A 14,144-nucleotide genomic window follows, 5' to 3' on the forward strand; every position below is an offset into this window, starting at 1 on the left:
GGCACACAGTGTGCCCGGCCCGCCTCGTACATCCGCTCGACCGCGGTCTCCGTCAGGAGATCTTGACCGGGTTCACCACGTCGGCCACGAGCACCAGCAGCGTGAAGCAGACGAAGACGCCGGCCACGACGTAGGCGAAGGGCATCAGCTTCGCGACGTCGAACGGGCCCGGGTCGGGCCGCTTGAAGAGCCGGGCGAAGCTGCGGCGCACGGACTCCCAGAGGGCGCCCGCGATGTGCCCGCCGTCCAGCGGCAGCAGCGGCAGCATGTTGAACAGGAACAGCGACAGGTTGAAGAACCCGATGAGCTGGAGGAAGAACACCATCCGGTCGGTGGCGGGGATGTCCAGGTTGGCGATCTCGCCGCTGATCCGGGCGGCGCCCACGATGCCCATCGGGGAGTCCTGCTCGCGCGGGCCGTCGCCGAAGGCGGCGTCCCACAGGGCGGGGATCTTCGAGGGCAGCTTGATCAGGCCCTGCACACCGGCCTCGACCATCTCGCCCATGTGGTCCACGGACTGGCCGAAGGTCAGCTGGACCTTCTCGGTCTTGGGCGTGAAGCCGAGGAAGCCGGCGACGATGTACTGGTCGGGCACGTAGCCGCCGCGGCCGTCCGACTTGGCGACCTTGTTCTCGATCAGGTTCGCCTTGAGGACGACCTCGCGGCCGTCGCGCTGCACGGTGACGGTGGCGGGGCCGACGGTGTCGCGGATCCGCTGCTGGAGGGTGGACCAGTCGTCCGTCTTCCGGCCGTTGAAGGCGACGATGCGGTCGCCGGGCCTGAGGCCGGCGGCCTCGGCCGGGGTGATCTGGTCGCCCGGCTTGCAGGTGTCGCGCTTCTCGCTCGCCTGGATGACGCAGTGGCTGACCGAGCGGACGGCGGTGGTCTGCATGTTGACGCCGAAGGTCATCCAGACGCCGAAGAACACCGCGAGTGCCAGGACCAGGTTCATGAAGGGCCCGGCGAACATGACGATGACGCGCTTCCACGGCTTGCGCGTGTAGAACAGCCGCTTCTCGTCGCCCGGCTCCAGCTCCTCGTACGCGGCGGACCGGGCGTCCTCGATCATCGTGCGCCAGGGCGAGGTGGAGCGGGCCGTGATCCGGCCGTCCTCGCCCGGCGGGAACATGCCGATCATGCGGATGTAGCCGCCGGCGGGGATGGCTTTGATGCCGTACTCGGTCTCCCCCTTCTTGCGCGACCAGATGGTCGGGCCGAAGCCGACCATGTACTGCGGCACCCGGATGCCGAACAGCTTGGCCGTGGAGAGGTGTCCCAGCTCGTGCCACGCGATCGAGACCAGCAGCCCGAAGACGAAGACGAGTATCCCGAGCACCGTCATCAGAAGGATCATGCGCGCGCCTCCACTGCGGCCTTGGCCGCCATCTCCCTGGCCCGGGCGCGGGCCCAGGCCTCCGCCTCGAGGACGTCGCCGACGGTGAGCGAAGTTCCCGTCCGCGGTGTTCCGTGGTCCTCGACCACAGCGGTGACCGTATCCATGATTGCCGTGAACGGCAGCCGACCGGCCAGGAACGCGTCGACGCACTCCTCGTTCGCCGCATTGAACACGGCGGGCGCCGTTCCGCCCAGCCCGCCCACGTGCCGGGCCAGCCCCACCGAGGGGAAGGCCTCGGTGTCGAGGGGGAAGAACTCCCAGGTGGAGGCCTTGGTCCAGTCGAAGGAGCGGGACGCGTCCGGGACCCGCTCGGGCCAGCCGAGACCGATCGCGATGGGGCCGCGCATGTCCGGCGGGGTGGCCTGGGCGAGCGTGGAGCCGTCGGTGAACTCCACCATCGAGTGAACGTAGGACTGCGGGTGGACCACGACCTCGATGCGCTCGAAGGGGATGTCGTAGAGCAGGTGGGCCTCGATCACCTCCAGGCCCTTGTTGACCAGGGTGGCGCTGTTGACCGTGATCACCGGTCCCATGGCCCAGGTGGGGTGGGCCAGCGCGTCCTCGACGGTGACCTCGGCCAGTTCGGCCCGGGTGCGGCCGCGGAAGGGGCCGCCGGAGGCGGTCACGACCAGCTTGCGGACGTCGGCGCGGGTGCCGGCGGCCAGGGCCTGGAACAGCGCGGCGTGCTCGGAGTCGACCGGGATGATCTGGCCGGGCTTCGCGAGGGCCTTCACCAGCGGGCCGCCGACGATCAGCGACTCCTTGTTGGCCAGGGCGAGGGTGCGGCCCGCCTCCAGCGCGGCGAGGGTCGGCGCGAGGCCGATGGAGCCGGTGATGCCGTTGAGGACCGTGTGGCACTCGGAGGCGGCGATCTGGGTGGCGGCGTCCGGCCCGGCCAGGATCTCCGGCTGCGGCTCGCTGCCGTACTGGGCGCTCAGCGCCTCCTTGAGGGCCGGTACGACGTCCTCGCGGGCCACCGCCACGGTGTGCACCCGCAGCTGCCGGGCCTGCTCGGCGAGCAGACCGACGCGGCCGCCGGCCGCCGAGAGGGCGGTGACGCGGAACCGGTCGGGGTTGCGCAGGACCAGGTCGATGGCCTGCGTGCCGATGGACCCGGTGGAGCCGAGGACGACGATGTCCCGGCGGCCGACCGCGGGGTCGAAGAGGAGGTGCGGGTCGGCGAGGGGGGCTGGGCTGTCGCTCATGCCCCCCATTGTTGCCGCAACTCAGCCGCGCCCGGGCACGGAGTCCCCCTGTACGACGCCTGCAACGAGTTCGGGCAGGGTGCCGGGGAAGCCGGGCAGCGCGAGGGCGGTGCGCCACCAGGCGCCGGCGTCGGCGCGGAGGGCCCCGCCGAGCAGCCGGTCCGCCTCGGCCCGGGCGGCGAGGAGGGCCCGGGCGCGGGCCCGCGCGGACACGTCCGTCCACCGGTCCTCGTCCAGGAGGGTTCGGGTGAGGTCGACCTCGCCGAGCCAGTGGTCCTCGTCGAGGGCCCAGGCGGCGGGGGCCTTGTGCCGGATCACGTCCGTGCCGGTGAGCAGGGAGCGGGCCAGGCAGGCCCGTACCCAGCGGATGTCCTCGGCGATGTCGCCCATGGCGTTGGGCACGCCCAGCGCCGCGAGGGCGAGCTCGCGCTCCGGGCCGCCCGGTGCCGCCGGCGGGTGCGCGGCGAGGGCGGTGACGGCTTCGCCGAGCGCCTCGGCCAAGGGGGCGGTCCCTCTCGGTCCTGCGGGGCCGCTCCCCTCCCCGTCCGGCCCCCGGCGCCGCTCGGGCGGGGTACCGGGTGGCAGGCCGCCGGCCGGCTCCGGCACGGTGCCGGCGGCCACGGCGGCGACCAGCTCCGGGAGGGTGCCGGGGAAGGCGGGGGCGTGGCGGAGGAGTTCGGCCCAGAGGCGGGGGTCCTCGCCCAGGGCGGGGCCGAGGGCGCGGTGCAGTGCGGAGCGGTACGCGGCCTGCTCGGGCAGGGACCACCGGAGCCCCGAGCGGACGCGCAGGTCGCCGAGGAGCAGGGTGCGGTGGGCGGGGGCGACGTACGCGACGAGCTCGTCGCAGGTCAGCAGGCCCATCCGGACGGCGCGTACGGCGGGCCGGTGCCACTCCCTGCCGTACGAGGCCGCCGTACGCGTGTCGAGCAGCGCGGCGCAGGCCTCGCGGGGCAGTCCGCCGGTGAGCAGCAGGGCCTCCACGGAGCCGGGCGGCAGCGGCCGGCGGGCGTGCTCCCGCAGCAGCGGCTCCGCCTCCGGCACCCCGCCGGCCAGCGCCAGCAGGTCCAGCGGCACCCGCGGCCGCCGGGCGCCGTGCCGCCGCAGCAGCCCCACCAGCCGGGCTGTGGTGAGCCCGGGCGCTTCGGGCCGGGCCTCGGCGTCGCCGGGAGCGGGTTCCGGGCCGGCGGCCGGGATCGGGGCCTCCGACGCGGTGCCGGCCGGGGCTCCGGGGCCGGGCCGGTGCGGCCCGGGCCGGCCGTCCGGCTCGGCCTGCGCGGCTTCGGCGAGTTCCGCCGCGACGGTGCGGCGGAGTTCCGGTGAGGGGGCGCGGCGGGAGGCGTAGCGGCGGGCGCCTGGGAGGCCCGGGAGGGGGCGGCCGAGGACGTACGGGTTGGCGGCGACCAAGCGGCGGTCCTCGGCGGTGCCGTGCCGCAGCAGCAGGGTGACGGCCGAGGGGGCCAGGGGTTCGTCCCGGCACAGGTACTTCCGGGCGGCCGGGTCCAGGCGGTCCAGGAGTCCGGTCACCACCGGGTCCGGTGCGTGGCGCAGCAGGAGCGCCACGCACCGGGCCAGCCGTCTGCTCTCCAGGTCGGCCGTCATGTCCGTCCCGCTCCGTTCGCCGCTCTGCCGCGCCGTGCGGCGCTCGGGCGAATCCTCGCAGGTCGGTCCGCGTCAGCGGATGGGGCGGTGCACGTTCTTGTGCGCGGAGGGGCCGGGGGCGGCGTCGGCGATCCAGGGACCGTCGCCCGAGGGGTCGAGGACGCCCTCCTCCAGCCAGGTGTAGGTGCCCGAGAGCACCCCGGCGACCACCTTGCGGTCCAGGTCGTCGGTGTTGGCCCAGAGCCGCCCGAACAGTTCCTCCACCCGCAGCCGGGACTGCCGGCAGAACGCGTCCGCGAGCTGGTACGCCTCGCGCCCGTGGTCGCCGGAGGCCCGCAGGTGCTCGGCCCGCACGCAGGCCGCGCTCATGGCGAAGAGTTCGGCGCCGATGTCGACGATCCGGCCCAGGAAGCCCTGCTTGGTCTCCATCTTCCCCTGCCAGCGGGACATGGCGTAGAAGGTGGAGCGGGCCAGCCTGCGGGCGCCGCGTTCGACGTACCGCAGGTGCGCGGAGAGGTCGGCGTGGCCGCGCGGGTGGAACTCGCGGTAGCTGCCGGGGACGTGCCCGGGGCCGGTGGCCAGCTTCGGCAGCCAGCGGGCGTAGAAGCCGGCGGCCCTGGCGCCCGCCCTGGCCTTGTCGCCGAGTGCCTTCTCGGGGTCGATGAGGTCGCCGGCGACGGACAGGTGGGCGTCGACGGCCTCGCGGGCGATCAGCAGGTGCATGATCTCCGTGGAGCCCTCGAAGATGCGGTTGATCCGCAGGTCGCGCAGGAGCTGTTCGGCCGGGACCGCGCGCTCGCCGCGGGCGGCGAGGGACTCCGCGGTCTCGAAGCCGCGGCCGCCGCGGATCTGGACCAGTTCGTCGGCCATCAGGCAGGCCATCTCGCTGCCGTAGAGCTTGGCGAGTGCGGCCTCGATGCGGATGTCGTTGCGGTCCTCGTCGGCCATCTGGGAGGACAGGTCGACCACGGCCTCCAGGGCGAAGGTGGTGGCCGCGATGAAGGAGATCTTGGCGCCCACGGCCTCGTGCTTCGCGACCGGGCGGCCCCACTGCTCGCGCACGCCCGCCCACTCCCGGGCGATCTTCAGGCACCACTTCCCGGCACCGACGCACATCGCGGGCAGCGAGAGGCGGCCGGTGTTGAGGGTGGTGAGGGCGATCTTGAGGCCGGCGCCCTCGGGCCCGATGCGCTGGTCGGCGGGGACGCGGACCCGGTGGAAGCGGGTGACGCCGTTCTCCAGGCCGCGCAGCCCCATGAAGGCGTTGCGGTGTTCGACGGTGACGCCGGGCGAGTCCGCCTCGACGACGAAGGCGGTGATGCCGCCCTTGTGGCCGTCGGAACGCGGCACGCGGGCCATGACGACGAGCAGGTCGGCCACGACGCCGTTGGTGGTCCAGAGCTTGACGCCGTCGAGCACGTACGCGTCGTCGCCGTCCGGGGTGGCGGTGGTGGCCAGCCGCGCCGGGTCGGAGCCGACGTCGGGCTCGGTGAGCAGGAAGGCGCTGATGTCGGTGGTGGCGCAGCGCGGCAGGTAGGTGTCCTTCTGCTGCTGCGTGCCGAAGATCTTCAGCGGCTGGGGCACGCCGATGGACTGGTGGGCGGAGAGCAGCGCGCCGATGGCGGGGCTGACGGAGCCGACCAGGGCGAGGGCCTTGTTGTAGTAGACCTGGGTGAGGCCGAGGCCGCCGTACTTGGGGTCGATCTTCATGCCGAGGGCGCCGAGCTGCTTGAGGCCGCGGACGGTCTCGTCGGGGATCCGGGCCTCGCGCTCGATGCGGGGGCCGTCGATCTCGGTCTCGCAGAACTCGCGCAGCCGGGCGAGGAAGGCTTCGCCGCGCCGGACGTCCTCGTCGGCGGGCAGCGGGTGCGGGTGGATCAGGTCGAGCCGGAACCTGCCGAGGAAGAGTTCCTTGGCGAAGCTGGGTTTGCGCCAGTCCTGCTCCCGGGCCGCTTCTGCGACCTGCCGGGCTTCACGCTCGGTCACCTTGGGCTGTGCGGGCTGTGTTGCGGACATGAGGGGGCTCACCTCGCCGCCGGAGTCGGGGGACGTACCGATCAGGGGTCGTACCGATTACCAGTCGGTGCTACCTGTGAGTCGTACCCCTTGGCGCGGCGCGGGAAAAGCCGGGCTGGGCCGGGTGGCGGTAAGCCGCTTCCGGCCGGCCCCCGCTGGGCCGGACGGGTGGGCGGGGCCGCCGGCCGGGGCGGCGGGGAAAAGGGGACGGCCGGAGCCCCCGCACAGTAGGCTCCGGCCGTCGGCTCATGGGCCGTACGCGATCAGATGTCCAGGCCGGTGAGGACCAGGACCCGCTCGTACGTGTAGTCGTCCATGGCGTAGCGGACGCCCTCGCGGCCGACACCCGACTGCTTGACGCCGCCGTACGGCATCTGGTCGGCGCGGTAGGACGGCGCGTCGCCGATGATCACGCCGCCGACCTCGAGCTCGCGGTGGGCGCGGAAGGCGATCTGGATGTCGCGGGTGAAGACGCCGGTCTGGAGGCCGAACTTCGAGTCGTTGACCTTGGCGAAGGCCTCGTCGGTGTTCTCCGCCTTGTGGATGGTCAGGACCGGGCCGAAGACCTCTTCGCAGGCCAGCTTGACGCCGTCCGGGACCTCGGCGAGCACGGTCGGCTCGACCGACGCGCCCTCGCGCTTGCCGCCGGTGAGCAGCTTGGCGCCGGCGGCCACGGCCTCGTCCACCCAGGCCTCGACGCGCTTGGCGGCGTCCTCGGAGACGAGCGGGCCGACGTCCGTGGCGTCGTCCGACGGGTCGCCGGTGACCTGGGCCTGGACCTTGGCGACGACCTTCTCGACCAGGCGGTCGTAGACGGAGGCGTCGGCGATCACGCGCTGCACGGAGATGCAGGACTGGCCGGCCTGGTAGTTGGAGAAGGTGGCGATGCGGGTGGCGGCCCAGTCGAGGTCGGCCTCGGAGGACCAGTCGGCGAGGACCACGGCCGCGGCGTTGCCGCCGAGCTCCAGGGTGCAGTGCTTGTGGGGTACCGACTGCTGGATGGCGTAGCCGACGGTGTCGGAGCCGGTGAAGGAGATGACGGGCAGGCGCTCGTCCTTGACCAGGGCCGGCATCTTGTCGTTGGCGACCGGGAGGACGGACCAGGAGCCGGCCGGCAGGTCGGTCTCGGCGAGCAGCTCGCCGAGGATCAGGCCGGAGAGCGGCGTGGCCGGGGCCGGCTTGAGGATGATGGGGGCGCCGACGGCGATGGCCGGGGCGACCTTGTGGGCGCACAGGTTCAGCGGGAAGTTGAACGGCGCGATGCCGAGGACCGGGCCCTTGACGAAGCGGCGGGTCAGGGCCAGACGGCCGACGCCGCCGGCGTCGGTGTCGAGGCGCTGGGCCTCCCCGCCGTTGAAGCGGCGGGCCTCTTCGGCGGCGAAGCGGAAGACGGACACCGCGCGGCCGACCTCACCGCGGGCCCACTTGATGGGCTTGCCGTTCTCGGCGGAGATCAGCTGGGCGATCTCCTCGGTGCGCTCGACGAGCCGCTTGGACACGTGGTCCAGGGCCGCGGCGCGGACGTGGGCGGGGGTGGCGGAGAACTCCGCCGTCACGGCGTACGCCGCTGCCACGGCCTCCTCGACCTGGGCGTCGGTCGGCACGCTGACGGTGCCGACGAGACGGCCGTCCCACGGGTTGTGGACGTCGAAGCTGTCCTCGCCGGTGGCCTGGCGGCCGGCGAGCCAGAAGGCGTGGGTGGAAGTCATGGCGAATCCCGGCCCTTCGGAAGTTGTGCGGTGTCCTTGGTCCCTCCCACCGTAGGACCGACCGGCCGCTCCGTCGTTTATCCGGGTTGGAGTGGGCGGCGGCGGTGTCGCGCCGCTTTGTCAGTGTCCTTTCCGGAAGTCACCGATCCGGCCGGGTGCCGGCGGGCCGGTACGGGCGCCCCGCACGGCCGACGGCCGCGCGGGGCGGGATCACTCGGCGGCGGGCGGGCTGGCCTTGAGGGCCAGCCACAGCTCCATGCGGACGTCCGGGTCGTCCAGGGACCGCCCGAGGATCTCCTCCACACGCCGCATCCGGTAGCGCAGGGTGTGCCGGTGGACGCCCAGGTCGGCGGCTGCGGCGTCCCACTGGCCGTGCCGGGAGAGCCAGGCGTGCAGGGAGGCCACGAGGTCGCCGCGGCCGGTGGCGTCGTGTTCCCGGAGGGCGCGCAGCGTGCCGTCGGCGAAGGCCCGTACCGCGTCGTCGGCGAGCAGCGGCAGGACGGAGCCGGCGGCCAGGTCCTCGTGCTCGACGAGGGCGCGGCCGCGGCGGCGGGCCACGGCCAGGGCCTGGTCGGCCTGTTTGTAGGCGGCGGCGGCCGTGGCGGGGCCGGCCGGCGCGGACAGGCCGACGACGAGGTCGTCGGTGGCCGGTACGGGTCCGTTGGCGGTCTCGGCACCGCCGCGGCGGGCCTCCAGCGCCTCGGCGTGGTCGGCGCAGGCGGTGACGGCCGCGCCGCCGTCGCCGGCGAGGACGACGAGCCGGCCGGGCTCCGGTACGACGAGCAGCGCCTCGCCCGCGCGGCCCGCGGCGGCCTCCACCGTGTCGCCGAGGGCGGTCAGCTCCTCGGGGAGGGTGGCCTCGGCGATGAACAGCCGGAACGGCGAGTCGAGGAGCCCGCCGTAGAGGGGGCCGGCGACGGAGCGGGCGTGTTCTGCCTCCCCTGCGAGCAGCATCCGCAGTACGGCGGCACCCAGCCGGGACTCGGCCTCGTGCAGGGAGCGGGAGCGTTCCGTCGTGAGGGTGAGCAGGGCGACCGCGGAGTGGACGGCGTACCGCTCGGCGGTGCCGAGGGGAGCGCCGGTGCCGACGGCGAGGGCGCCCCGGGCGCGGCGGCCGGTGCCGAGGGACTGGAGCTCGACCCGGTCCTCGGTGCCGCCGACCACGGCGCTGGCGGGCGCGGGCCGCTCGCGCAGCCGCTCCACGTCGGCGGTGAGGCGGGCGGCGCGGCGGGCGGCCCATTCGGGCGCGGCGGCGACGACGGCGCCGGAGGTGTCGTAGAGGGCGGCCCAGCCCTGGACGTGCGCGGCGAGCTTGCCGAGGAGCTCTGCCGGGCCGTCGGCGGAGAGGGCGGCCCGGGTGAGTTCGCGCTGGGCCTCGAAACCGGCGGTGACGGCCCGGTACTGGTCGGCGGCGAGGGCGGCGGACACCGCCTTGGAGATGGCCAGGAACGGGGTGCGGCGGGGCACCTCCAGCAGCGGCAGGTCCTCTGCGCGGGCGGCCTCGACGAGGGCCTCGGGCACCGCGTCGTAGTTGACGCCGACGGCGAAGCCGATGCCCACGACGCCCGCGGCGGCGAGGCGGCGCACGTAGCGGCGCATCTCCTCCGGGTCGTCGGCGTCCAGCTTCATGGCGGTGATCAGCAGCAGCTCGCCGCCCTCCATATAGGGGACGGGATCGGCGAGCTCGCTGACGTGTGCCCAGCGCACGGGCGTGTCGAGCCGGTCCTCGCCCGCCCGGACGCTGAGTTTGAGCGCCGAGTGCTGGACGAGCGAGGCGAGGGTGAGCGGCATGGGGACCGTGCGCTTTCGGGGGGCGGAGGCGGGGGGAGCCGGCGGGGAATTTCGCCGTGGCGTATGAACGGCTCAGATCGATTCTGCCACCTCGTAGAGGTCGGTTCAGCTCGTTCGCCCCAGCCCTCCGGCCGTTCGCCTCAGCCCTCCAGGTCGACGAGGAGCGGGGCCGCGCGCTCGCCCCGTACCGAGGTCAGCGAGAGGACTGCGTGGCCGGGCGGGACGGAGTGCGCGAGGTCCGAAGCGGACCAGCGCGCCCGCTCGACCTGCCGGACGGTGACGGCGTCGGTGGTGACGGCCTTGCCGGTCACCAGCTTCCGGAAGGAGTGGACGGCCCGGGTGAGCGGCTGGTCGGCGAAGACGGTACGGCTGGTCACGTCCCGGGTCTCGACCCACTCGGTGCCCCAGGCCTCGGCGAAGCGGCCGCCGTCCCAGGTGGTGACGCCGGAGAACGCCATCCGGCAGCCGACCGCGCCGAGCAGCGGGGTGCGCAGCGCCTCGGGTACGTCGTCCAGCGTGCGCAGCGTGAGGACCACGCCGGCGTGCGCGGAGCGCAGCCGCTGGATGCCGCGGACGGTCTCCGGGGTGAGGGCGTGGGCGGCGTCGTCGAGGACCAGGCAGGCGAAGAGCGAGCGGTCGGAGCGGGCGGCGGCACCGGCGGTGAACTGGGCCAGGACCAGCCGGGCCAGCATCCGGGAGGCGTCGGCGTGGCCGCGCTCGGGGAGGTCGATGCGGACGCGGAGGGGGTGTTCCAGGGAGCGCAGCGAGAAGGGGCGGCCGGCGCCGGTGGTGTCGAAGAACCCGGCGAAGGCGGGCCGGTCGAGCAGGGCCACCCGGTCGGCGAGCAGGGGTGCCGGGTCGCCGTGGGCGCCGGTGGCGCGGGCCCGGGCGTCGAGTTCGCGGAGCATCGGGTGCTGTCCCGCCCCGGCGAGTTCGGCGCGCAGGGCGTCGACGGCCGCGGGGACGGCGTCGAGCAGCTCGCGCAGCTCCGGGACGCCGGGGAAGCGCCCGTACGCCGCCCGGAAGGGGCCGAGCAACTGGGCGAGCGCGGTGGCGGCGCGGCGTACGTCGGTGCCGGGGACGTCTCCCGCGAGGGCCTCGGCGAGCAGGCCGGCGGCCTCGTCGGCGTCGGTGGTGCCGCCGTAGAGGTCGAGGTCGTAGCGGGAGGCGGGGTCGCCGACGCGGACCACGACGTCGTAGGCGTCGTCGGGGCCGAGCCGGGTGCCGGCGGCTCCGACGGCGACGACGGCGGCCTGGCCGGCCAGGGCCTGGAGGGCGAGGGACTCGACGACGGGCCGGACGAGGCGGGCGGTCTTGCCCGCGCCGGAGGGGCCGACGGCGAGGAGCGAGGTGCCGAGGAGCCCGGTGTCGAGGGCGACGCCGGTGCCGCGGCGGGCGTAGGGGTTGCGCTCGCCGGGGTCGGCGCGGCCGATGCGGACCTGGCCGGTGACGAGGTCGTGCCGGGCGGCGCGGACCGGCAGGTCCCGCACGCCGGAGGGGTGCACGCAGGCGCCGGCGCCCTTGTCGCGCACGGCCTGCGCGAAGGCCCGCAGGCGCGAGGGGTCGGCCTGCACGGACCGCCAGGCGCGCCGGATCCGGGCGTAGTCGACGTCGTTCATCCGCCCGCCCGCGACCTCCCCGCGCAACAGATCGGCCACCTCCCCCAACCCGGCCCCCCGCACCTCACCCCACTCGACGGGGTCCTCGGCCGGCTCGGCCGGCGGCGCGGCGTGCCCGGCCGGCTCCGCGCGGCGGTTTCGGCCGCGCAGCAGTCCGAAGAGCCCGCCGGCCCAGGTCAGCAGGAGCACCACCGCCAGGTTGATCACGGCGTTGGCGGTCTCGGTCATCTCCTTGTTGTGCTGCTGGGCGCCGGGCGAGGAGAAGTCGTACGGGACGGCCAGATACGCCAGAGGCCGGACCGGTACGGCCTCGCCCCCGATCAGCGCGAGGGCGAGCAGCATGACGGCAACCACGCCCGCCACCTGCGCCCAGACGCCCCGCGCCACGACCAGCCGCTGCCAGGCGCCCCGCCAGTTGCCGAGCCGGCCGAACCCGTACAGCAGCGCGGCGTCGATCAGCAGTTCGTACCACCACAGGGCGGTGCGCGCCCCGGTCCCGTCGACCGGCTCGCCGCCGAAGGCCGACCACCAGCTGTCGGGGGTGAAGAGCTTCAGCGGGAGCGTCCAGTACGGGATCAGGCCGTTGCGCAGCAGGGACCAGACGAGGACGCAGGCGAGGAAGGAGATCACGGCGCTGGTGAGCAGCGCCCGGTCGGGCACCTCGTCCGCGGCGCGCTCCGCACGCGGGACGTGGCCCGGGCGCCAGGTGCCCGGGGCGGCCTGGGGGCGGGGGGTGCGGAGCCAGTCGGCCAGGGGTGGGGTGGTGGCGGGGGCGTGGGCCGGTGGCGGGGGGACCTGCGGGGCGCCGGCCTGCGCGGGGAGGCCGGCCCCCTTGGTGCCGTACGCGCCGCCGCCCGCCGCCTCGTGCGTGCCTTCGGTGTCCATGACCCCTGCCCCCTGACCGCTCACAGTGCTGCGCCGCTCAATCTAGTGGCCGTGCGCGCCCCACGAGCTGCGTCCCGGCATGATCCACGAGACACTCCCTATGGCCGCAGCGGACAAGGACACGCGGAGACCACTCCCGAACGGAGCATGCCCCGCCCCCCTCGCCGGGCCTAGCCTGCGGACAAAGACACAGTTGCGTCCGAAACACCCCAGGAGCCCCCATGACCGCTGTTCCGCAGGAGCGCAAGCTCGTCACCGCGATCCCCGGCCCCAAGTCGCAGGAGCTGCAGGCCCGCCGCCTCGGCACCGTGGCCGGCGGCGTGGGCTCGGTGCTCCCCGTCTTCACGGCCCGTGCGGGCGGCGGCATCATCGAGGACATCGACGGCAACCGCCTGATCGACTTCGGCTCCGGCATCGCCGTGACCTCCGTCGGCGCCTCCGCCGAGGCCGTCGTGCGCCGCGCCTCCGCGCAGCTGGCCGACTTCACCCACACCTGCTTCATGGTCACCCCCTACGAGGGCTACGTGGAGGTCTGCGAGGCGCTCGCCGAGCTGACCCCGGGCGACCACGCCAAGAAGTCGGCGCTGTTCAACTCCGGCGCCGAGGCCGTCGAGAACGCCGTCAAGATCGCCCGTGCGTACACCAAGCGCCAGGCCGTCGTCGTCTTCGACCACGGCTACCACGGCCGCACCAACCTCACGATGGCGCTGACGGCGAAGAACATGCCGTACAAGCAGGGCTTCGGTCCGTTCGCCCCCGAGGTCTACCGCGTTCCGGTCGCCTACGGCTACCGCTGGCCCACCGGCCCGGAGAACTGCGGCCCCGAGGCCGCCGCCCAGGCCATCGACCAGATCAGCAAGCAGATCGGCGCCGAGAACGTCGCCGCGATCATCATCGAGCCGGTCCTCGGCGAGGGCGGCTTCATCGAGCCGGCCAAGGGCTTCCTGCCGGCCATCGTGAAGTTCGCCAACGACAACGGCATCGTCTTCGTCGCCGACGAGATCCAGTCCGGCTTCTGCCGCACCGGCCAGTGGTTCGCGTGTGAGGACGAGGGCATCGTCCCGGACCTGATCACCACCGCCAAGGGCATCGCCGGCGGTCTGCCGCTGGCCGCCGTCACCGGCCGCGCCGAGATCATGGACGCCCCGCACGCGGGCGGCCTGGGCGGCACCTACGGCGGCAACCCGGTGGCCTGCGCCGGTGCGCTGGGCTCCATCGAGACCATGAAGGAGCTCGACCTCAACGGCAAGGCCAAGCGCATCGAGGAGGTCATGAAGACCCGCCTCTCCGCGATGGCCGAGAAGTACGAGGTCATCGGCGACATCCGCGGCCGCGGCGCCATGATCGCCATCGAACTGGTCACGGACCGCGCCACCAAGGAGCCGAACGCGGCCGCCGCCGCCGCGCTGGCCAAGGCCTGCCACGCCGAGGGCGTGCTGGTCCTCACCTGTGGCACGTACGGCAACGTGCTGCGCTTCCTGCCGCCGCTGGTGATCGGCGAGGACCTGCTGAACGAGGGCCTGGACGTCATCGAGGCCGCGTTCTCGGCCATCTGAACGGCCAGGTCTTGAACACCCTTTCGCAGTACCGCCGGTAACCCGTCGGGCACTGTGAAGAAGGTGTGGGGGGCCGATGGCGGGACCGCGTTCCCGCTGTCGGTCCCCTTTTCGGTGCCGTACGGTTTCTGCAGATGAGTGAAACACCCCGCCCGCGGGAGACCGCGGACGAAGCCGGCACCGAGCTTCCCCAGCTCCCTGACGGTCGTGTCTTCACCCACCCCGCCGGAGCCCCTGGCCCCGGCACTCCTCACCGATCGGACGGCCGCCCGCTCCAAACCCCCCGGAGCGCGCGGCGACCCGATCCGGGCGGCCGCCCCGGAACCATCCCCCCTGTTCCGGGGCGGCCGGCCTTCTCGGCAGCGCGA

8 protein-coding genes are annotated in these 14,144 nt (G+C 74.1%); 1 reads left to right on the forward strand and 7 read right to left on the reverse strand.

Going from position 1 to position 14,144, the window contains the following annotated elements; genetic code table 11:
• Window positions 1-52: 52 nt before the first annotated feature.
• From ACIF6F_RS28430 to ACIF6F_RS28460, 7 genes are all read right to left on the reverse strand, one after another.
• Complete coding sequence (locus ACIF6F_RS28430) at window positions 53-1,354, reverse strand: M50 family metallopeptidase (protein WP_399952733.1); 1,302 nt, start codon at window positions 1,352-1,354, stop codon at window positions 53-55.
• Window positions 1,351-2,601, reverse strand: a complete 1,251-nt coding sequence (gene dxr, locus ACIF6F_RS28435; RefSeq protein ID WP_399952736.1) for a 1-deoxy-D-xylulose-5-phosphate reductoisomerase — start codon at window positions 2,599-2,601, stop codon at window positions 1,351-1,353. The genes ACIF6F_RS28430 and dxr overlap by 4 nt, the downstream gene beginning before the upstream one ends.
• A gap of 21 nt (window positions 2,602-2,622) precedes the next feature.
• Entirely contained in the window at window positions 2,623-4,200 is a 1,578-nt protein-coding gene (locus ACIF6F_RS28440) for a hypothetical protein (RefSeq protein WP_399952739.1), read from the reverse strand.
• Window positions 4,201-4,272: 72 nt separating this feature from the next.
• The gene (locus ACIF6F_RS28445) at window positions 4,273-6,216 is read right to left on the reverse strand and encodes an acyl-CoA dehydrogenase family protein (protein WP_399952744.1); all 1,944 of its coding nucleotides are present in this window, start codon (window positions 6,214-6,216) and stop codon (window positions 4,273-4,275) included.
• 263 nt (window positions 6,217-6,479) lie between these two features.
• Window positions 6,480-7,925, reverse strand: coding sequence for an aldehyde dehydrogenase family protein (locus ACIF6F_RS28450; protein ID WP_399952747.1), 1,446 nt, complete (start codon window positions 7,923-7,925; stop codon window positions 6,480-6,482).
• A 210-nt stretch (window positions 7,926-8,135) separates the two neighbouring features.
• On the reverse strand, window positions 8,136-9,716 hold the full coding sequence (locus tag ACIF6F_RS28455; protein ID WP_399952751.1) for a PucR family transcriptional regulator: 1,581 nt from the start codon (window positions 9,714-9,716) through the stop codon (window positions 8,136-8,138).
• A gap of 140 nt (window positions 9,717-9,856) precedes the next feature.
• Window positions 9,857-12,220 (reverse strand): ATP/GTP-binding protein, encoded by a 2,364-nt coding sequence (locus ACIF6F_RS28460; protein WP_399952754.1) that lies wholly within the window; start codon window positions 12,218-12,220, stop codon window positions 9,857-9,859.
• Window positions 12,221-12,441: 221 nt separating this feature from the next.
• On the opposite strand from ACIF6F_RS28460, the gene gabT reads away from it, so the two are divergent.
• Window positions 12,442-13,776, forward strand: a complete 1,335-nt coding sequence (gene gabT, locus ACIF6F_RS28465) for a 4-aminobutyrate--2-oxoglutarate transaminase (protein ID WP_399952759.1) — start codon at window positions 12,442-12,444, stop codon at window positions 13,774-13,776.
• The last annotated feature ends 368 nt before the right edge of the window (window positions 13,777-14,144 follow it).

The sequence above is a fragment of the Streptomyces sp. NPDC086023 genome (assembly GCF_044540325.1).
Lineage (GTDB): Bacteria > Actinomycetota > Actinomycetes > Streptomycetales > Streptomycetaceae > Streptomyces.

What these genes read in the sequence shown, in the direction of transcription:
- ACIF6F_RS28430 (WP_399952733.1), bottom strand. Translation starts at nt 1,354, where the DNA reads ATGATCCTTCTGATGACGGTGCTCGGGATACTCGTCTTCGTCTTCGGG.
- dxr (WP_399952736.1), bottom strand. Translation starts at nt 2,601, where the DNA reads ATGAGCGACAGCCCAGCCCCCCTCGCCGACCCGCACCTCCTCTTCGAC.
- ACIF6F_RS28440 (WP_399952739.1), bottom strand. Translation starts at nt 4,200, where the DNA reads ATGACGGCCGACCTGGAGAGCAGACGGCTGGCCCGGTGCGTGGCGCTC.
- ACIF6F_RS28445 (WP_399952744.1), bottom strand. Translation starts at nt 6,216, where the DNA reads ATGTCCGCAACACAGCCCGCACAGCCCAAGGTGACCGAGCGTGAAGCC.
- ACIF6F_RS28450 (WP_399952747.1), bottom strand. Translation starts at nt 7,925, where the DNA reads ATGACTTCCACCCACGCCTTCTGGCTCGCCGGCCGCCAGGCCACCGGC.
- ACIF6F_RS28455 (WP_399952751.1), bottom strand. Translation starts at nt 9,716, where the DNA reads ATGCCGCTCACCCTCGCCTCGCTCGTCCAGCACTCGGCGCTCAAACTC.
- ACIF6F_RS28460 (WP_399952754.1), bottom strand. Translation starts at nt 12,220, where the DNA reads ATGGACACCGAAGGCACGCACGAGGCGGCGGGCGGCGGCGCGTACGGC.
- gabT (WP_399952759.1), top strand. Translation starts at nt 12,442, where the DNA reads ATGACCGCTGTTCCGCAGGAGCGCAAGCTCGTCACCGCGATCCCCGGC.